Source organism: Streptomyces sp. 8K308, assembly GCF_004348315.1.
In the GTDB taxonomy this organism is placed as follows: domain Bacteria; phylum Actinomycetota; class Actinomycetes; order Streptomycetales; family Streptomycetaceae; genus Streptomyces.
Genome location: NZ_SMKC01000021.1, coordinates 23,300 through 42,094 on the forward strand (window position 1 = coordinate 23,300; position 18,795 = coordinate 42,094).

The window sequence follows — 18,795 nt, forward strand, 5'->3', positions numbered from 1 at the left end:
CCGAAGGGACGCGGGGCCGTAACGCTGAGCGGCTCCGCCGTGTGGGCGCGACCAGCCACGACGGTGCCGCAGACGATGAACGATCCGCTGCGGCACTCCAGCGGAGCGCTCACGCGTCCGCCCCGTCACTCAGGGCGGAGGTCAGGCGCGCGGCGAGGGCGGCGACCGCGGCGCGCAGTTCGGGGCCGCCTTCGACGCGGAAGTCGAGCGGCACGTTCGCCAGCCACTCCTGGGCGTACATCGTCGGGTTGCGGGTGCTGCCCACGAGCACGCACCCGTCGCCCGACGGTTCGAGGCGGCCCATGGGCGGCCGTATCCAGGGCGCGACCCGCTCCGGCGGGGCGTCAAACACCACGCGCGTGGCGAACTCCCAGCCCTTGCCGAGGTGTTCCTCAAGGGTCGCGACCGGGTCCAGGTCGGCTGGCGGCTCGAACTCGCGCGTGGTCTCGGTGACCGCGCGCACCCGGTCGATCCGGTAGGTGCGGATCGCGACCGCGCGGTGCGAGTGGCACAGCAGGTACCAGCGCCCGTGGCGGGCGACGACCGCCCAGGGGTCCACCTCGGCCGCCCACTCGTCGCCCGAACCGGTGCGGTACGTGACCACCACCCGGCGGCGGGCCGCGACGGCGGCGACGAGCGCGCCGGTGGTGTTGGGATCCGGCCGGGCCGCGTACCGGTCGGGCGTGGCCCTGGCGTGCGCCCGAAGCGCGGCCGCCTGCCGTCCGACGGTCTCGGGCAGGGCCCGGACGACCTTGTCCAGGGCGGCGCCGACGAGGTCGTCGCCCTCGACGGCGGCCGGGTGCCCGTCGAGCACCGCCATGACCAGACCCAGCGCCTCGGCCTGCGTGAAGACGATCGGGGGCAGCCTCGTGCCGCGGCCGAGCCGGTAACCGCCGTGCGGGCCACGGACCGACCGGACCGGTATGCCGGCCTCCCGGAGGATCCCGACGTACCGGCGCGCGGCGCGCTCCGTGACGCCGAGGCGCTGGGCGAGTTGGTCCGCGGTCGTGCCGGGGCGGGTTTGGAGGATCTCCAGGGCACGCAGGGCACGGGCGGTGGGGCTGGTCTCGGTGGGCACCCGGGCAGGTTAGGCAGTCAGGTCACATACCGGAAGTAGATCGTCCGGAATCGATCCTAGGGTGACGTGTGTGATCGCGTTCGGCGGCCGGCCGATCGCACGAGGAATGGAGATCGATCATGGACATCGTGCTCGTCGCGGGGATGTGGCTCGACGGGACCGCCTGGGACGGCGTCGCCGCCGAGTTGGCGGCGCTCGGCCACCGCCCGGTGCCGGTCACCCTTCCCGGGCAGGGGGACGGGGCCGTTTCCGCCACGCTGGACGACCAGGTGGCGGCGGTGCTGGCCGCCGTGGACGCCGTGGGCGGGCGGCCCGTCGTGGTGGGGCACTCCGCCGCCTCAACCCTGGCCTGGCTGGCCGCCGACGCGCGCCCGGAGCGGATCGCCAAGGTCGTTCTCGTGGGCGGCTTCCCTGCCGCCGACGGGCGGCGCTACGCCGACTTCTTCGCCGTCCGGGACGGCGCCGTGCCCTTCCCCGGCTGGGAGCCCTTCGAGGGCCCCGACGCCGCCGACCTGGACGAGGAGGCCAGGCGGCGCTTCGCGGCGGCCGCGATCCCGGTTCCCGAGGGGGTGGCCATGGCGGTGGTGCGGCTGAAGGACGAGCGCCGGTTCGACGTGCCGGTCGCCCTCGTCTGCCCCGAGTACACGCCGGAACAGGTCGGGGAGTGGATCGACGCCGGCGAGTCCCCGGAGCTGACCAGGATCCGGCAGCTTGAGCTGGTCGATCTCGACGCCGGCCACTGGCCCATGGTCACCAGGCCACGCGAACTCGCCCGAGCGCTCGCGGAGGTGGTGCCTGACGCCTGACGCCTGACGCAACGATCCCCTGATCATTCCGTCGAACGGTCAGGAAGGCGGCCTGGGGCGGCCGGTGACGTTGATACTCTTTGCCTTATCCTTACCTTGGAACCCGCCCCCCCGCACGTCTTTCCCTGGCATCCGGTACCTGCGTACGCGGTCTTGTCCAAGGGGAAACCATCTACATAGCGTGGTTGATATGCCCCTTACTGTTAACGAGCGCATCGGCCACCGCATCAAGAGGGTCGAGCAAGAACTGGTGTCGGCGAAGCACTCGGCGCTGCGCCCGTTCAAGGTCAGTGTTCCGCAGTACAACGTGCTGCTCGCGTTGGCCCATGAGTCAGGGCTGTCCGGCGCGGCGCTCGCTCGCAGGTGCATGGTCACGCCGCAGACCATGTCCTCGGTCCTCGCCACGCTGGAGAGCCGGGGGTTGGTGGAGCGCAAGCCCCACCCCGTGCACCAGCACGTCCTGGAAAGCCGGCTGACCCGCTCCGGGCGCACGCTACTCAACCGCGCCGACGCGGCCGTCACCGAAGTGGAACAGAAGCTGACCGATGCCTTCACACCGACGGAGGCGGAGTTTTTTCTCGCGCAATTGGACCGATGTCTCAAGGCGCTCGGTGGCGGAGCGGTCGAGTAGCCACATCGGGCGCAGTGACCGATTCCGATAGGTGTCCTCGCGTGAGGTGAGGCGGTTTTCGGCCGGGAGGCGGATCGGTGGCGGGTTTTCGACCCGCGCCGCGTCCTTCTCGGGGGCTCCGGCCGCTCCTCCCGTGTTCGCCGAACATACCCGAAACCTCATCCGGTAGGCTCCCTGACGGGGGGTCTGTATGAGGCATGTGAATGGACCGGACCTGGGCTGCCAGGTCGCCGCGTCACCGAGGGGGTCGGGCGGCACCGTCCGGAGAAAACCGGACGGTAAATTTCCGTTTTGCTGGGTGGCGCCATCTGTTTCCGTACGCGATTCGCCAACCGCGCACAAGATGCACCTATCGGAAACCAAATTCGGCCATCCGAGGGGTATCTTCTCCATAGCTGTGAGGGGCCGTTCCTGCCGGCCGCACGTTCGTCTGTGGTGGAGGTCTTAGGAGAATGTCGTCCACGAAGCAACCACCGAGAGAAGTCCAGGCGGAGATATCGGACACGCACCTGCGGTTGATCCTCCGCGGCGCCCGGCGCATCCCCTCCCTGCACCGCAAGTACCTGGACAGCCTCGAGTCGCGGGAGCCGCTGTCCCTGAGGGACCTGCCGGTGCTGACGCCACACGAGTTGTCGGCCGCGACCACCGAACTGCTGCGCGACAAGGGGCCGGACGACGGCTCGGTCATCTACGTGGGTGGTGGCACGCTGGCGAGACCCAGCATGAGTCTGCTGCCCCAGGGCATGTTCGTGGAGGAGATCCACGGCGCCTGGGGTGCCGTGAGCCCCGGTGACGTGGTGGCCAACTTCTTCCCCGCCGGGCGCACCTGGCCGACCCACTGCTTCTACAACAAGCTCGCCACCCATGCCGGGGCCTCCGCACTGTCCGTCAACGAGGTGCCGGAGGACCAGTTCGACCGCTGGCTCGGCTTCTGCGCCGAGTACGGGGTCAACGTGATCGCGGCCCCGCCCGATATCGTCGGCCGGCTGCTGCGCTACAGCGCCGCCGGCCATTCGCTGCCGTGGCTGCGGAAGTTGCTGATCGGCGGCGCGTTCCACGACCCGACGCCGGTGCGGGAGATCGCCAGGCGGCTGCCGGGCGTCGAGGTCTGGCAGCTCTACGGCTCGGCCGAGGCGTGGATGGTCGGCCACCGCGGCCCCGGCTGCGCCGACGGGGTCTTCCACCTGCTGCCGCACCAGCACGCCGAGATCGACGGCGGCCGGATCCTGGTCACCACGACCGGGGTGCACCGGGCGCCGCCGCTGATCCGGTATCTGATCGGCGACCGGGGAGCGCTGACCGACTGCGACTGCGGGCGACCGGGGCGCGCCATCCAGGTGCTCGGCCGGATCGCCCCCTCCGTCGTCTACCAGGGGCGGCCGGTCCGGGCCCGGGAGTTGGTGGATCTCGCCCTGGAAACCGGGGACGTGACCGCCGCGCAGGTGGCGGTCCTCACCGCCGACGGCGGGGACGGGACCGCGGGGACCGTCGAGTTAAGGGTCGTCCTCGCCGAGGGAGTGCCGGACGACCTCTACACCCGCGAGTGGATCAGGTTCCAGGCGTTGAGTGGCCATCTGGCCCTTGACCCCAGGGCCGCCGAGCACACCGAGGGCTTCCAGGTGGTCGTCGTGGACGGGTTGGAGGACGACGGGTCGGGCGAGCCGCCGGTGCTCGTGGTGGAGGAGTCCGGGTGACGCCGCCGCGTCGGCGGACGGCCTGACGAGCGTGCGGCTCACCTCGCTTCGGGAGCGTGGTGAGCCGCTCGTCGCGGTCGTCGGGGCCGATGGGGCGCCGGCCGTCACGCCGTCAGCGGCCGGGCGGCGGCGTTGACGCGGGCCGCGGTGCCGGGCAGGGGCCGCCGCGAGACCTCGGGCTCACCGAGCAAGGTGGTCAGTTCGGCCCGTAGCCGGCCCAGGTCGCCGGCGTGCCCGTGCGCGGCGATATGGCCGTCGGGGCGGACGAGGTAGTAGCCGCGCTGCCCGCACCCGGTCAACCGGCGTGCCGTGTCGGTCTCCACGCCGACCAGGCTGAGCCGCTTCCGCTCCGCCACCACCGCGTCGAGGCGCGCCTGCCAGGCGCCCGCCCCGGTTCCGTCGACTGCGACGAGGCTCCAGCCCATCGGATCAGCGCCGGGCCCGGCGATGCCGAGCGACAGCGCCAGCTCCCGGGGGAAGACGGAGCCGATGCGGAGCCGACCCGGGAGCCGGCCGAGGAGGCGGCAGGCCGACTGCCGGCCGCCGGGACGCTGGGTGTCGCGCACCGGGGGGTAGGCGATGCGGCGGCCCGCCATCACCGGCGCGTAGAGGCGGGACATCGCCCCGGTCCTGTCGGCCCACCGGAACGCGGCATCGCGGACGATCACCTCGGAGCGCCGCTTCACCATCCAGGCCCGCGTCTGGATGTCGGTGTCCCGCACCACCTGTCGTGCCACGGCCGCGCGTTCGGGGCCGTAGCTGAGCAGCAGCTCCGACGGGGCCTCCTCGCGGATGACCGCGGCCAGCTTCCAGGCCAGGTTGTGGGCGTCCTGCATGCCGGTGTTGAGACCCTGGCCGCCGGCGGGGCTGTGGATGTGCGCGGCGTCGCCGGCGATGAAGACGCGGCCCAGCTGGAAGTCGGTGGCGTGCCGGGCGTGCACGCGGAAGACGCTCTCCCACACCGGGTCCGTGATGCGCACGCCCTTCGGGCCGCGCTCGTCCACGATCCGCTGCATGCTCGCCACGCTCACCCGCTCGCCCGGGGCCAGGCTGCTGAAGAAGCGGAAGACGCCGTCCGGAAGCGCCACGATGACCAGGGCGCCGGCCGGGGACTGGTAGTAGAGGGCCTGGTCGCGCGGCAGCGAGCCCTCGATGCGCGCGTCGACGAGCGCGAAGGCCGACTCGTAGGTGGAGCCGGTGAAGCCGGTGCCGATCAGGCTGCGGACCGTGCTGCCGGCGCCGTCCGCGCCGATCACGAACGGGGCTCTGGTCCGCTCGATCCGGCCGTCCGCGTGTTCGAGGATCGCGGTGGGCCCCGGCACGCCGTCGACGCGTCCCGAGAAGTCGAGGCCGTCGAAGTTGAGCAGGCGGACGCCCCGTTCGACGGTGCCGCCGAGCCGCTCCAGGCAGCCGCGCAGGATCCGCTCGGTCTCGTTCTGCGGCAGGCACATCGGGACGAGCGGCTCGGGGAAGTCGAAGGTGGCCAGGCGCTCGCGGTCCGAGAAGTAGCTGAAGGCGTTGATCGCGAGCCCGGCCTCGCGCAGTTCGCCCAGCGCCCCCAGGTCCTCGAAGAGGTCGAGGCTGCGCGGCCAGACAAGCAGCGCCTTGGGGAAGGGTGACGGCTCGGGCGCGCGGTCGATGATCCGCACCCGGATGTCGCGGCGCAGCAGCTCGCAGGCGGCCATCATCCCGACCGGGCCGCCGCCGACGATCAGCACGTCGTATTCCTTCTCCCGTGTGTCGCCGAGCGGTGTCCCATCAGCAGTTGTCATGCCCTGACTCCTATCCGATTGACGACAAGCATCAGATCTCTTATGGTCGTTCGTGATCATATGATGGATCGGCCCCTTAGGCTAGGGAGCGCTTCGCTGACCACGAGGCGTGGGGGCTTGGTCGTCAACCCGGTCGACGCGGACCGGGAGTCAACGGGGACGGTGGCGATTCGAACGATCCACGGAAGAGGGCCGCGTGCTGCCTCGGCGCAGCGCCGCCGGCCCCCCGACCCCACCTGCTCAAACCAAGTACGGCCAGTACCAGTGGTGAAGGACTACCCCGGACAGAAAGGTCGCACGTCATGAGCACCACTTCGTTCACCCGCCGGCACGCGCCGGCGGCGATCCCGCCGAACGAGCCTGAGCTCGACTTCAGCCGCACCGTGGACCGGCTTCTGGTCCATCGGGACGCGCTGGGTGAGGTGTTCCTCACCGACCTCAAGCGGATCGACGACGAGAGCTACGCCGCGGCGGCCCAACTGCCGCGCTCACACGCCTACTACGGGGACCACCAGCTCCGTCCCAGCTTCCACGACCCGCTGCTGCTCCTCGAGGCCTGCCGGCAGGCCAACCTCGCCGGCGCGCACCGCTTCTACGACGTGGACGAGGACAACAAGTTCATCCTGACCCACCTGCGGCTGACGTTGACGCACCTTCGGTCGCTGGTGGTCGGCCCCGCGCCGCTCCCGCTGGTGATGCGGGTCCGGGTGGTCAACCGCAAGGAGCGGGACGGCCGGGTCACCGGCCTCGACTACGCGATCGAGCTGTCGGTCGACGGCACGGTCATCGGCACCTCGGAGATGGGCCTCCGGTTCAAGACGCCCACCGACTACCTGACGCTCCGGCTGAGCAACCGCGCCGGCCGCGCCCTGCCGTCGTCCGCCAACCACCCGGACGTCACCCCGGGCACCCCCGTGGCGCCGCACCTGGTGGGCCGGTCGGCGCCGGAGAACGTCGTCCTGGTCGACGCGTCCACCTCGGGCACCACCGGCAGCGCCGGGCTGCGCATCCCCGCCGACCACCCGAGCATGTTCGACCACCCGCAGGACCACCTGCCCGGCATGGTGATCACCGAAGGCGCGCGCCAGCTCGCCCTCCTCACCGCCCTCGACGTGTGCGGCATGTCCGCCGCCAAGGTCTTCCCGACCGACATCGACGTCCACTTCACCCGCTTCGGCGAGCTGGAGGACGAGACCGTCCTGACGGCCGAGGCGAGCGAGCGGCTGCGGATCCCGTCCGAGCCCGCCGACCCGGGGGTCTACTACACGCAGGGTGGCGTGCTCGAACTCCCCGAATCCGGCGAGGAGTCGGTCCGGCTCGGCGGGGGCGCCGCGCTGGAACAGCTCCCGGTGCGGGTGGAGGCGCGGCAGCGGGGCGAACTGCTGTGCGTGGTCGGCCTCACGCTGACCCGCGTCTCGCTCGGCTGACGGCGAACCAACGAGGCGGAAGCGAGACAAGGGGAGAAGCAGATGCCGAATTCAGTGGTGTTCTCAGACGTCGACGAGACCGTGATCCGGATCAAGAGCATGTTCCGGTTCCTGGAGTTCTACCTGGCCCGCCGCGGGGAGCCGGCCGGCACGTACGACCGACTGCTCGGGGAGATACGGCGCGGGGCCGACAGCGGGGTGCCGCGCCACGAGATCAACCGCAGGTACTACCGCTTCTACGCGGGGGAGGAGGCGGACCGGCTGGCCGCCGTCGGCAAGGACTGGTTCGCGCACGAGTCGGAGCAGGGCCTGTTCGTCCCCGAGACCCGGCGCGCCCTTGACGAGCACGTCGCGGCCGGCGAGCCGGTCGTGCTCGTCTCGGGATCGTTCTTCGCCTGCCTCGACCCGATCGCGGAGGAGGTCGGGGCCGACTGGGCCATCGGCACCCGGCCGGTGATCCGCCGCGGGCGCCTCACCGGAGAGGTGCTGGTGCCGATGATCGGCGCGGTCAAGGGGCGGGCGGTGCGCGTCTCGGCCGCCGTGCGCGGCGTCGATCTCGCCGAGTGCACCGGGTACGGGGACCACATCAGCGATCTGGACCTGCTCGAGGCGGTGGGGCACCCGGTGGTCGTGGGGGCCGACCCCGCCCTGAACGCCCACGCGGAGCAGGCGGGTTGGCGTCGCCTCCCGCTCGCGGAGCGGAGTGTCGCATGAGCCACATAGGGATCCTGGGCACCGGATCGATGCTGCCCAGCGTGGTCGTGACCAACGAGGAGATCGGCCGGGGCGCCGGAGTCACCGACGAGTGGATCATCCGCAAGACCGGAATCCGCGAGCGCCGCAGGGCCCAGGACAACCAGGCCACCTCCGACCTGGCCGCGGTGGCGGCCGAACGGGCGCTGCGGCAGGCGGGGGTGAGCCCCGAGGAGGTGGCGTACATCGTCCTCGCCACCTCGACGCCCGACCAGCCGCAGCCGCCGACGGCCAGCTTCGTGCAGCACCTGATCGGCGCCGGCAACGCGGTCGCTTTCGACGTCAACGCCGTGTGCAGCGGCTTCGTCTACGCGCTGTCGCTCGTGGAGCGGGTGCTCAGGACCGAGCCCGCGACCGAGCGCCGGTACGGGCTGGTCATCGGGGCCGACATCTACTCGCGGATCCTCGACTACTCGGACCGCAGGACGGCCATCCTCTTCGGGGACGGCGCCGGCGCCGTCGTGCTCGGCAGGACCGCCGAGGGCGAGGTGGGCGGCATCCTCGCGACGAGCCTGGTCAGCCGCGGCGACCAGCACCGGCTCATCGGGGTCCCGGCCGGCGGCAGCCGGATGCCGGCCACCGCCGACACCGTCGAACAGGGCTCGCACTTCTTCCAGATGGACGGCCGCGGGGTGCGCGGCTTCGTGCAGGAGAACCTGCCCAAGGCGGTGCACAGGCTGCTGGCGGACGCGGGAGTCGGCGTGGAGGAGGTGCGGCACTTCGTCCCGCACCAGGCGAACGGCGTCATGCTGCGGGAGGTCTGGCCCGAGCTGAAGCTCGTCAACGCGGACCTGCAGCTCACCGTCGAGCTCCACGGCAACACCGGGGCCGCCTCCGTGCCCATCGCCCTGGACGTCGTGCACCGGCGAGGCGAACTCGCCGAAGGCGACAACGTGTTGCTGTCCGCGTTCGGCGGCGGCATGGCGATCGGCTCCGCCCTGGTCAGCTGGGGCAGGACCCGGCACGCACGACCCGCCCGCGCCCTCCAGAGCACTTGACGCAGCACTCCACGAGCATAAGGTATCTTATGTCAGACAGTAATCTTACCGTCCGCGAGGGGGGTGACGTCCTGACGTCCGAACCCGAATCCGAGCCCGAATCCGCGACTGAGCCGTGGCCGGTGGCGGCCGTGGTGTGCCTGGCCGCCGCGCTGTTGCCCATCTCGCTGACCGGCGGCGCGCTGGCCGCCCCCGAGGTCGGCTCGGAGTTCGACAGCGGCGTCGCGGCCACCCAGTGGGTGGCCAACGCCTACATGCTGACCTTCGCCGCCTTCATGGCCGTCACCGGTTCGCTGGCCGACCGGATCGGCCGGCGCCGGGTGTTCCTCGGCGGCCTCACCACCTTCGCGGCCGCGCTCTTCCTCGCCGCCGCCGGCCCCTCGGTGGCCGTCGTCGACCTCGCCAGGGCGCTCGCCGGGGCCGGCGCCGCCAGCGTGATGACCTCGGGCAGCGCCATCCTGGCCGACGCCTACACCGGAGCACGGCGGGCCAGGGTCTTCGCCATGCTGGGCACCGGGATCGGCCTGGGGCTCGCGCTCGGCCCGCTGATCGGCGGCGGGCTGATCGCCCTCGGCGGCTGGCGGACGCTGTTCGCCGTGATCGCGGCGGTGGCGACGGTGGCGCTGCTGGTCAGCCCGCTGGTGATCCGGGAGTCCCGCGGCCCGGAGGGCGACATCGACTGGGGCGGCGGCATCACCTTCACCGCCGGCCTCTCCACGCTGATCTTCGCCCTGGTCGAGGTGCAGCAACGCGGCTGGACCGACCCGCTCGTGCTGGCCACCGCCGCCGCCGCGGCCGGCCTGCTCGTCGCGTTCGGCGTCATCGAACGGCGCCGCCCCGAGCCGCTGTTCGACGTCTCGCTGCTCGCCGTCCCGAAGTTCGCGGCCGTCTGCGTGGTGCCGACCGTGCTGGCCTTCGGCTTCGTCGCCCTGCTCGTGGTGCTGCCGCCGTACCTGGAGTCGGTGGAGGGCGCCGACTCGGGCGAGATCGGCCTGTCGCTGGCGATCATGACCATCCCGGCGCTCGTGGTCCCCATGTTCGCCGGGCTCATCGCGAACCGGCTGGCGCCCCGCACCATCCTCGTGCTCTCCCTCGCGGCGCAGGGCCTGGGCGCCGCCTGGCTCACGGCCGGCTTCCACCCCGTGGCCGTCGCCCTGGTGGGCGCCGGCTTCGGCTTCTCGCTCGCCGTGCTCGACGGCACCGCCGTCTCCGTCGTGGACCCGGGCCGCAGCGGCATGGCGGCCGGCCTGTTCAACACGGTCCGGCTGACCAGCGAGGCGGTCGGCATCGCCGCCGTCGGCGCCGCGCTGTCGACGCTGCTGCACGGCAGGGTCGGCGAGGAGTCCGCCGCCCTGCTGCGCGGCGAGGCGGCCGAGGGGCTCGCCATCGACTACACCGGGGCCCTCGCCGTCGTCCTGTGGGCGGTGGCTGGGCTCTCCGCCGCCGGAGCCGCCATCGTGTGGCGCCTGCTGTCCCAACCCGCTCCCAAGCCGGTCGCCGAGCCGGCCGTCCTGTCGTAGCCCGCCCGCTCCGCACTCTTCTCGCTCTCGTAGCTCTCGTAGGTAAGGAAAGTCCATGTGCAGTCCAGCCCTGATGCGTCAGGTCCACATGCCCGCGCACATATCGCCGCCGCACGTCCACGGCGCCGTGGTGGCGGAGCGCGCCCACGCCCCGCAGCACGAGGAGCACGAGGAGCACGAGCACGAGCACGGCGGCGCCGAGCCCGTTGCCGCCGCCCCCGGGCGGCGGGTCGGGCGGCGCTCGCTGTTCCGGATGTCCGCGATCGGCGGCGCGAGCGTCGCCGCCACCGCGGCGCTCGGCGGCGTCGCCAACGCCGCGACCGCGGCGGGCCGGGGCGCGGGCCCGAGCGGCAGGACGCAGCGGGTCGTGGACCTCACCCACGAACTGGGGGAGGACTTCCCCGTCGTCTACAAGCTCGTCGAGCAGCCCGAGATCGAGCAGATCAAGTTCCTCGACGTCGACGGCTTCAACGCCAACCAGCTCACCATCAACGAGCACTCGGGCACGCACATCGACGTTCCGGGACACTTCAGCCCCGGCGCGCCCACGCTCGAACAGCTCTCCGCCGAACTGCTGGTGGTCCCGCTCGTCGTGATCCGCATCGCCGACCGCGCGGCCCGCGACCACGACGCCCGCCTCACCGTGACCGACATCCGGCGCTGGGAGAGCCGGTACGGCCGGCTGCCGGCCCGGTCGTTCGTCGCGGTGGACTCCGGCTGGTGGCGCCGGGTGAACACGCCGGGCGCCTTCCTCAACGAGGACTCGGGCGGGACCTTCCACTTCCCTGGCATCAGCCCCGAGGCGGCGGCGTTCCTCGTCGAGGAGCGGAACGTGGTCGGCGCCGGCACCGACACCAGCAGCCTCGACGGCGGCGCGGCGGCCGTGCCGCTGACGCACCAGACGCTGCTGCCCGCCGGCAAGTACGGCATCGAGAACCTGGCGGCCCTGGACTCGGCCCCGGACCACGGCGCGCTGCTGGTCGTCGGCGCGCCCAAGCACCGCGGCGGTTTCGGCGGCCAGATCCGGGCGCTCGCGCTCGTCTGACCGCCGGGCCTCCGCTGGGGGTCAGCTCTCCAACGCCGTGGCGCAGCGGCCGAGATACTCGAGGAACGTCTTGCGCTCCTCCGGGCTGAACAGCTCGCTCAGCCGCTGCTCCACGGCGACCGCCGCCCGGTCGGCCTTGCGGAGCCTGCCCTTGCCGAGCGGGGTGAGTCGGGTTTCCAACACGTGCTGGTGGGTCGGGTGGGGCAGCCGCTCGACCAGGCCCACCCGCTCCATGGTGGTCAGCACGGCGGACATCGTCTGCGGCGTCACCAGGCAGCGGCGGGCCAGCCCGGCCCCCGTGAGCCCGGACTCCGTGGACAGCACAAGCAGCACGGTGTACTGGGAGACGGTCAGGCCGAACTCCTGTACGGCGGAGTGTTTGGCGGCGATGAGGTGCTGTTCCGCGCGCTTGACGTGGTGGCCGATGCGTTCATCGACCGGGAGATCGGTCACGGTGATTCCTGCTTCAGGGGCTGTTGCATGGCCGTCAGTATGTGGCCGAGCGGCGTCATGGAAGGTGCTGCACATGGTAAATGCTCTGAAAAGACGTATTGATATACGTATCCCTACGCCCATAAGGTAGCTGACACCTGGCAGCATGTGGAGGGAGGGGTTCCATGCCGGACCGCACGAGTCGGGTGATCGTGCCGCTCGTGGTCATCAGCGGCGTCGCGGCCACCGCCACCGGGGCGTACCTCCATCAGCTGCCCGACCCGCCGGCCGCCACCGCGGCGGCCGCCGAGCGGCCGGCCCCGGCGACCACGGCCCTGCTGCCGCCGACCGCGGAGAGCCTCGGCCTGGTCCGGATCTCCTACCGGCTCCACCGCATACCGACCCACGCGAGCAACCAGATCGCGGTCTGGATCGAGGACGCCGACGGCGCCTACGTCCGCACCCTCTTCGCGACCAGCTTCACCGCGAACGGCGGCTACGACCGCCGCCCCGAGTCGCTCTCCCAGTGGCGCGAGACCTCCGGCTGGGAACAGGCGTCAGAGGAGGAGATCCGGTCGGCAAGCCGCCCCGCCCAGGACAGCGGCGAGCACACCCTCTACTGGGACGGCACGGACGCCAACGGCGTCCCGGTGCGGCCCGGCCGCTACACCTACCGCATCGAGGGCAACGTGCTGTGGGAGAAGCGCGTGCTGCACACCGGCACGATCGAGCTCGGCACCGCCCCCAGCACCTCCCGCGCCGAGGTCGCCTACCTGCCGGACGCCGCCCGCGACGAGCCCGTCCTGGTCGAGGACGTGCGCGCGAGCTTCACCCCCGGCGAGCCGCTCGACCCGGACACCGTCACGACCTACACCCGCGGCTCCTGACGTGCGGGCCGTGCGCGAGCGCGTGATGGGCACCGAACTGCTCACCGTGCTGTCCCCCGGGGAGGCCGCGGCCGTACTCGGCTGGCTCCGCGACGTCGAGGCGGTCTTCAGCAGGTTCCGTCCCGAGAGCGACGTCTCCCGCGCCAACGCCGGCGGCCTGGTCGCCGTCTCGGAGCTCTTCCTGCGCGTCCTGGACGAGGCATGCGCCCACCAGGAGCGCACCGGCGGTCTCTTCAGCCCGTTCCTTGGCGCCGAGTTGGCCCGTCTTGGCTACGCGGTCGACTTCGACTCCGTCGGCGTGGCCGAACCCACCCCCTCGGGACCGGCCGCGCCCGGCCGGATCCCCCGGCCCCAGGTCCACCTCGACCACGACGACTCCACCATCCGACTGCCCGCCGGGGTCGCCGTCGACCTGGGCGGATTCGTCAAGGGCTGGAGCGTGCAGGCCGCCGCCGACGCCCTGCTCTCCGAGCGCGGCCTCATCGACGCAGGCGGCGACCTCGTGGCCTGGCGTCGCCCGACCGACCCGCCCTGGCGGGTCGGCGTCACCCACCCCCTGCGTCAGGAGCCCGTCGGCGTCCTTGAGTTGCCGGAGGCCGCCGCCGTGGCGACCAGCAGCGTGGTGCGCCGCAGCTGGCCGAGCGCCACCGGGGGCCGGCTGCACCACATCATCGACCCGCGCACCGGCGACCCCGCCGACTCGGACTGCCTCCAGGCCACCGTCCTGGCGGGCGACCTGGCCACGGCCGAGGTGCACGCCACGTGCCTCACGATCCTCGGCACCGGCGAGGGACCCGCCTGGCTGGCCGAGCAGGACCCGACCGCCGGCTGGCTCACCGTCGACCGCGGCGGGACCGTCCGCCACTCACCCGAACTGCCGCTGGGGCGAACGACATGACCCGGCTGATCGCCGTCATGCTGCTGACCGCCGTGCCGTTCCTCCCCGTGCTCGGCAGGACCGACGACGTGGGGGACGCCGCCAACCTCGTCGGTCTCGGCGGCGCGCTCGTGCTGTGGTGGCAGGTGGTGCTCGGCGCCCGCCAGATCTCGGAACGGCTCTGCGGCGACCGGCTGCGCGTCGTCGCCCTGCACCGCTGGCTCGGCGGCTGCGGCGCCTTCCTGGTGCTGCTGCACCCGCTGCTCGAGATGATCGCCAACCACCAGGACCTGCCCTACCTGGTGCTGCTCGACTTCTCCTGGGTGGAGTCGACGTACACCTCCTATGGCCGCGTCGCCCTGCTGCTGTTCCTCGCGCTGTGGCTGACCAGCACCCTGCTACGGGGCGCGATCCGCCACCGAGTCTGGCGCCACGTCCACTACGTCTCGTACCCGCTGACCGGCCTGGTGTTCCTGCACGCCCACGGCATCGGCACCTTCCTGGCCGAACTGCCCTGGCTGCGCGCCTACTGGCTCGGTCTCGCCGGCTGCCTCGCGCTGCTGGTCGCCTGGCGCCTCGCGATCCCGCTGTGGTCGCACCGCTACCGCGTCGTCGCCACGTCCCGCCTGACGCCCACCGTCACGCAGTACACCGTCGCCCCCCAGGGCCGGCGGCGGATCCGCCGCCCGGCACCGGGTCAGTTCTGCTACCTGCGCCTGCGGGCGCTGTCCCGGGCGCACCCGTTCAGCGTCGTGGGACAGGGCGAGGACTCCACGCTGACCTTCGCCGTCAAACGCGCGGGACCGTTCACCAGCCGACTGCGCGACCTCGAGCCGGGCACGGTGCTCCGCCTCGACGGCCCCTACGGCACCTTCACCCGGCAGGCCCGCCTCGACGACCGGCCCGCCGTCCTCATCGCCGGCGGCATCGGGGTCACCCCGTTCGTCGACCTGGTCCGCCGGCACGCCGGCCCGCACATGTCGCTGCTGCACGTCGTCTCATCCCCGGCGGAGGCCGCCTTCCGGGACGAGCTGCGCGCCCACCTCGGCCCCCGCTACACGGAGGAGTGCCGCCCCGACCCGCGCGCCCGCTACTTCATCTGCGGCAGCCCCGCCTTCGTCGAGTCCACGGCCGGCGGCCTCCGAGCCGAAGGCGTCAGGCGCGACCAGCTCTTCACCGAGCACTTCGACTGCTAGTGCCTCAGCTACCTCAGCCGTGAGACGAAGTCGGCGATCAGCGGGGCGATCTCGGGCAGGTGGTCCTCCAGGGCGAAGTGGCCGGTGTCGAACAGGTGGAGTTCGGCGTCCGGCAGATCGGAGAGGTAGGCGAGCGCGCCGGGTTCGGGGAAGAACGGGTCGCGGCTGCCCCAGGTGATCAGCGTCGGCGGCCGGTGCTCGCGCAGCCATGCCTGCCAGTCGGGGTAGGCGGCGATGTTGCTCTTGTAGTCGTAGGCGAGCGCGCGCTGCGCGTGCTTGCGGCCGGGCTGGTCGAGAAAGTGCTGGTCGAGCAGCCAGCCCTCGGGGGCGATCAGTTCGGGGTCGGCGGTGCCGCCCTCGTACTGGGCGCGGGTGGCGTCCAGGGTGAACAGGTCGAGGATGGCCTGCTCGGCGCCGGGGGTGTCGGGAGTGAGGGCGGTGAACTCGCGGGCCGCCGCCGACAGCCCCTCGGCGTACGCGTTGCCGTTCTGCACGATCAGGCCGGCGACGCGATCAGGGCGGCGGAGCGCCAGGCGGAAGCCGACGGGGGCGCCGAAGTCGAAGAGGTACATCGCGAAACGGGCCAGGCCCAGGCGTTCGGTGAAGCGCTCGACGACATCCGCGAGCCGCTCGAAGGAGTAGGGGAATCCGTCCGGGGCGCGGGTGTGTCCGAAGCCCGGGTAGTCGGGGGCGATGAGCCGGTAGTGGCGGCCGAGGGTGTCGATGAGGCGGCGGAACTGGTGCGAGGCGGAGGGGAAGCCGTGCAGGAGCAGTACCACCGGGGCGTCGGGGCGCTCGGGCAGGGACTCCCGGTAGAAGACCTCCACCTGGTCGACCTCGACGAACCGGTGGGCGGTCCGGGCCGGAAGGGCGATGCGAGGTGGGGTCGTGGACATCATATTCACATGCCTCCTTGATGCAAAGACACATTAGTTCTAGCTCCGCTGCGGCTAATGCGTCAAGCGTGCGATATAGCATTAGGGCATGGCTGACAGCGCACCGCTGACCGGTGAGGCCCTGGCCCTGGACCTGGTCAACACCCGCCCGGTGGGCGCCCACGGGCGCGTGGATCTGCTCGCCACCCCACGGCAGTTGTCCGACTGGCTGACCCTGGAGGAGGACCGCCTCCATGGGGAGGCCCGGGGCACCGCGCCGACCCGGGCCGACCTCGCCCCCCTCCACGCCGTCCGAGCGCACACCGAAGCCGCCGTCCGGGCACTGCTGAACGGAACGCAACCCCCCGGGACCGCACTGCGTGGGCTCACCGAGGCCCAGCGTTCGGCACCGCCTGTCCGCGAACTCGGCTGGGACGGCACTGCGGTCACCGCCGTTCCCCGCCGCACCGGCCCACTCGGCACCCGCCTCGCCGCACTGCTGGCCGAGGACGCCGCCGAGCTGCTCAGCGCCCCCACGATCAGCAGGCTCAAGGAGTGCGAGGCTGACGACTGCGTCCTGGTGTTCCTGCCGTCACACCCACGCCGTCGCTGGTGCTCGCCCACCCGCTGCGGCAACCGGACCCGCGTCGCCCGCTACTACCGGCGTCACGGCCCGCCCGACGCGTCCCGTGTCTGACGGGAGACGGCGACCACTCCCGCGGACCTGCTCGCCGGTGCGGACCAGGGCCTGCCCCCGGCCCTGGGTGTGCTGTTCGGGCCAGGGGCGGCGCCCGTCAGTCGGTCGCGGCGCGACCGCGCTGTCGGGCGATGAGGACGCCAGCGCCCGAGGCGAGGGCGAGGGCGCCCAGGGCGCCGACGGTCGGAAGCACGCCGCCACCGCCGGTCTCGGCCAACTGCGGGCGCCTGTCGTCCGGGGTGGACGGCGAGGGCGGCGGCGACGTGGGCTCGGTGGGTCCGGGCCCGGGATCCGTGGGCGTCGGCTCGGGCTCTGTGGGCTCCGGATCCGTCGGCTCCGGCTCCGGCTCGGGCTCAGGCTCAGGCCCCGGCTCGGCGACGGCGTGGGTGATGGTGGCGGACTCCTGGGACCGGGAGCACAGACCCTCGGAGGTGACGGTCATCGCGCTCAGCGAGCCGACCATCGAGCCGTGGGCCTCCTCGTCGAGCCGGACGCGCACCCGGGGCTCGACCCAGTCGCCGGGCGCCAGGGTGTCGACGCCGGCGAAGTGGCCCGCCCAGCCGTCGGACTCGAACGGGACCTCGCTCCAGCCGCCGGGCGCCCGCCACTGGAACGAGTAGCCCCAACGGTCCTCGGGCGGCGTGTGGTCCGGGTACTCCGCCCGCCACAGGTCGGCGTAGATCAGGAGGTCGGTCAGCGGCTCCGCGCCCTCGTTGGTGGCGTGGAAGGAGAACTCGGCCCACTCGCCGGGCACCAGCACCTCCGGCGCGTCCAGCACCTCCCAGCCGATCGCGGGGCGCTCGCCGTTCGGGCCGACGCACTCGCCGTCGAAGCCGCCGGCCACCTCGCTCGGCCAGCGCACCGGCACCTCGGCCGCCTGCGCCGCACCGGCCAGCGGGAACAGCGTCACCAGACCGGCCGCCCCGCGGCCGCGCCCCATCGCCCGATACCTCGTCGCCCGATACCTCGTCGCCCGATACCTCGTCGCCCGGAACCCCGTCGCCCGGAACCCCGTCGCATGAACAACCCCCCTGTTGTAGGTGACATCTGTGTGACGGTCGGACGGGGGAGGAAGTTGTGCGTTCGCGCGGCGAAACCGCTCAGCCCGTCACGAGCTTCACCAGGTCCCCGACCGCGCTCTCGACCGGCGGCAGCGTCAGCATCGCGAGACGTGCCCGGCGGACCCGGGCCGCGATCCCCGAATCCGCGAGCACGGCACGGCAGTCGGCGGCGACGCCATCCGGCGTGCGCGTCGTGACCCGCCGGCCGAGGCCCAACTCCTCGACCCGCCTGGCGTTCGGGTACTGGTCGGCGAACTGCGGCAGCACCACCATCGGCGTCGCGGTGCGCAGCGACTCCCGGACGCTGTTGAAGCCGCCGTGGGTGAGGAACACGTCCACCGCCTCCAACAGCAGCGGCTGCGGCACCTGTTCGACGACGTGCACATGCGGCGGCAGGTCGTCGGGTACCGGCCCGACGCCCGCGGTGGCCAGCACCACGACGCAGTCGTCGAGCCGCGCGACCGCCTCGGCCATGGTGCGCAGCGTCTTGCGCGCGTTCGGGAACAGGGCGGGCGGCGTGGGGGAGTACACCTGGTCGCGCGCCATCGGCAGCGCGGTGCCGAGCGCGGCGAACACCAGCGGCCGGTCGGTGGCCAGCTCGGCGACCCACGCCGGGAGCGCGGCGGCGCGCGCCACGTCGACGGTCTGCCGGTACGCCAGGGACGAGGGGCCGAGGTACCGGGCGAAGGACAGGGCCGGCGGCACGTAGTCGATCCGCCCGTGCGGCAGGAGCGACAGCGGATCGTTTCTCACGGGCAGGCCGACCGCCTCCCGGGTGGCGTTGAGCGGGCCGAGGATCTTGGCGGGGTTGAGGATGTTGGTGGTCCCCGACGGGGTGGGCAGCTGCGGCACGCCGAGCCGCTCCGCGACCAGGCAGGCGCCCAGGTCCATCCCGTCCCGCAGGATCAGGTCGGGCCGGAAGCCCTCGGCCACCGGTAGCACGGCCGTGTAGGAGTCCACCGCGCCCACCCGCGTCATGCCGTGGAACAGGGCCGGCATCAGGGTGCTCTGGAACGCCTCGGGATCGTCCGCCGGCGCCCCGGCCC

General features: G+C 72.5%; 18 protein-coding genes. 12 read left to right on the forward strand and 6 right to left on the reverse strand.

Annotated elements, in window-relative coordinates; translation table 11 throughout:
• Positions 1 to 109: 109 nt before the first annotated feature.
• Entirely contained in the window at positions 110 to 1,078 is a 969-nt protein-coding gene (locus tag E1265_RS05615) for a WYL domain-containing protein (protein WP_132929097.1), read from the reverse strand.
• A gap of 119 nt (positions 1,079 to 1,197) precedes the next feature.
• Between E1265_RS05615 and E1265_RS05620 the strand changes: the two genes are divergently transcribed.
• The 3 genes from E1265_RS05620 to E1265_RS05630 all read left to right on the forward strand — a co-directional run bounded on the left by E1265_RS05620 (position 1,198) and on the right by E1265_RS05630 (position 4,209).
• Positions 1,198 to 1,884, forward strand: coding sequence for an alpha/beta hydrolase (locus E1265_RS05620; RefSeq protein WP_132929098.1), 687 nt, complete (start codon positions 1,198 to 1,200; stop codon positions 1,882 to 1,884).
• 190 nt (positions 1,885 to 2,074) lie between these two features.
• On the forward strand, positions 2,075 to 2,515 hold the full coding sequence (locus E1265_RS05625; RefSeq protein ID WP_207930962.1) for a MarR family transcriptional regulator: 441 nt from the start codon (positions 2,075 to 2,077) through the stop codon (positions 2,513 to 2,515).
• A gap of 452 nt (positions 2,516 to 2,967) precedes the next feature.
• A complete protein-coding gene (locus E1265_RS05630; protein ID WP_132929100.1) occupies positions 2,968 to 4,209 on the forward strand; it encodes an AMP-binding protein in 1,242 nt (413 codons plus the stop codon).
• Between the two features lie 104 nt (positions 4,210 to 4,313).
• Here the strand turns inward: E1265_RS05630 and E1265_RS40205 are convergent, their stop codons facing one another.
• Positions 4,314 to 5,981: an FAD-dependent monooxygenase gene (locus tag E1265_RS40205; protein WP_132929101.1), complete on the reverse strand. Its 1,668-nt coding sequence runs from the start codon at positions 5,979 to 5,981 to the stop codon at positions 4,314 to 4,316.
• A gap of 302 nt (positions 5,982 to 6,283) precedes the next feature.
• Here E1265_RS40205 and E1265_RS05640 point away from each other — a divergent pair, with 302 nt between their 5' ends.
• From E1265_RS05640 to E1265_RS05660, 5 genes are all read left to right on the forward strand, one after another.
• Positions 6,284 to 7,408 (forward strand): ScbA/BarX family gamma-butyrolactone biosynthesis protein, encoded by a 1,125-nt coding sequence (locus E1265_RS05640; protein WP_132929102.1) that lies wholly within the window; start codon positions 6,284 to 6,286, stop codon positions 7,406 to 7,408.
• 42 nt (positions 7,409 to 7,450) lie between these two features.
• The gene (locus tag E1265_RS05645) at positions 7,451 to 8,122 is read left to right on the forward strand and encodes an HAD-IB family hydrolase (protein WP_132929103.1); all 672 of its coding nucleotides are present in this window, start codon (positions 7,451 to 7,453) and stop codon (positions 8,120 to 8,122) included.
• Positions 8,119 to 9,159 carry a ketoacyl-ACP synthase III gene (locus E1265_RS05650; protein ID WP_132929104.1) on the forward strand — a complete coding sequence of 347 codons (1,041 nt, stop codon included), beginning with the start codon at positions 8,119 to 8,121 and terminating at the stop codon, positions 9,157 to 9,159. Before E1265_RS05645 ends, E1265_RS05650 begins: the two co-directional genes overlap by 4 nt.
• A gap of 122 nt (positions 9,160 to 9,281) precedes the next feature.
• Positions 9,282 to 10,679: an MFS transporter gene (locus tag E1265_RS05655; protein ID WP_165953650.1), complete on the forward strand. Its 1,398-nt coding sequence runs from the start codon at positions 9,282 to 9,284 to the stop codon at positions 10,677 to 10,679.
• Between the two features lie 55 nt (positions 10,680 to 10,734).
• Positions 10,735 to 11,724, forward strand: a complete 990-nt coding sequence (locus E1265_RS05660; RefSeq protein ID WP_132929106.1) for a cyclase family protein — start codon at positions 10,735 to 10,737, stop codon at positions 11,722 to 11,724.
• Positions 11,725 to 11,745: 21 nt separating this feature from the next.
• On the opposite strand, the gene E1265_RS05665 is transcribed toward E1265_RS05660, so the two are convergent.
• Entirely contained in the window at positions 11,746 to 12,177 is a 432-nt protein-coding gene (locus E1265_RS05665) for a MarR family transcriptional regulator (RefSeq protein ID WP_132929107.1), read from the reverse strand.
• Positions 12,178 to 12,341: 164 nt separating this feature from the next.
• Between E1265_RS05665 and E1265_RS05670 the strand changes: the two genes are divergently transcribed.
• Genes E1265_RS05670 through E1265_RS05680 form a run of 3 tightly spaced genes read left to right on the forward strand, consistent with a single transcriptional unit; the run spans position 12,342 to position 15,116 of the window.
• A complete protein-coding gene (locus E1265_RS05670) occupies positions 12,342 to 13,043 on the forward strand; it encodes a DUF2271 domain-containing protein (protein WP_132929108.1) in 702 nt (233 codons plus the stop codon).
• Between the two features lie 10 nt (positions 13,044 to 13,053).
• The gene (locus tag E1265_RS05675; RefSeq protein WP_132929109.1) at positions 13,054 to 13,941 is read left to right on the forward strand and encodes an FAD:protein FMN transferase; all 888 of its coding nucleotides are present in this window, start codon (positions 13,054 to 13,056) and stop codon (positions 13,939 to 13,941) included.
• The gene (locus tag E1265_RS05680; RefSeq protein ID WP_132929110.1) at positions 13,938 to 15,116 is read left to right on the forward strand and encodes a ferric reductase-like transmembrane domain-containing protein; all 1,179 of its coding nucleotides are present in this window, start codon (positions 13,938 to 13,940) and stop codon (positions 15,114 to 15,116) included. The genes E1265_RS05675 and E1265_RS05680 overlap by 4 nt, the downstream gene beginning before the upstream one ends.
• A gap of 8 nt (positions 15,117 to 15,124) precedes the next feature.
• Here E1265_RS05680 and E1265_RS05685 read toward each other — a convergent pair whose 3' ends face one another.
• Positions 15,125 to 16,015 carry an alpha/beta hydrolase gene (locus E1265_RS05685; protein ID WP_243740553.1) on the reverse strand — a complete coding sequence of 297 codons (891 nt, stop codon included), beginning with the start codon at positions 16,013 to 16,015 and terminating at the stop codon, positions 15,125 to 15,127.
• A gap of 85 nt (positions 16,016 to 16,100) precedes the next feature.
• Here E1265_RS05685 and E1265_RS05690 point away from each other — a divergent pair, with 85 nt between their 5' ends.
• The gene (locus tag E1265_RS05690) at positions 16,101 to 16,688 is read left to right on the forward strand and encodes a CGNR zinc finger domain-containing protein (protein WP_132929111.1); all 588 of its coding nucleotides are present in this window, start codon (positions 16,101 to 16,103) and stop codon (positions 16,686 to 16,688) included.
• Positions 16,689 to 16,785: 97 nt separating this feature from the next.
• Here E1265_RS05690 and E1265_RS05695 read toward each other — a convergent pair whose 3' ends face one another.
• Positions 16,786 to 17,628 (reverse strand): hypothetical protein, encoded by an 843-nt coding sequence (locus E1265_RS05695; RefSeq protein ID WP_132929112.1) that lies wholly within the window; start codon positions 17,626 to 17,628, stop codon positions 16,786 to 16,788.
• A 160-nt stretch (positions 17,629 to 17,788) separates the two neighbouring features.
• Positions 17,789 to 18,795, reverse strand: a 1,007-nt coding sequence (locus E1265_RS05700; RefSeq protein ID WP_132929113.1) for a glycosyltransferase, incomplete at its 5' end; no start/stop codon positions are given.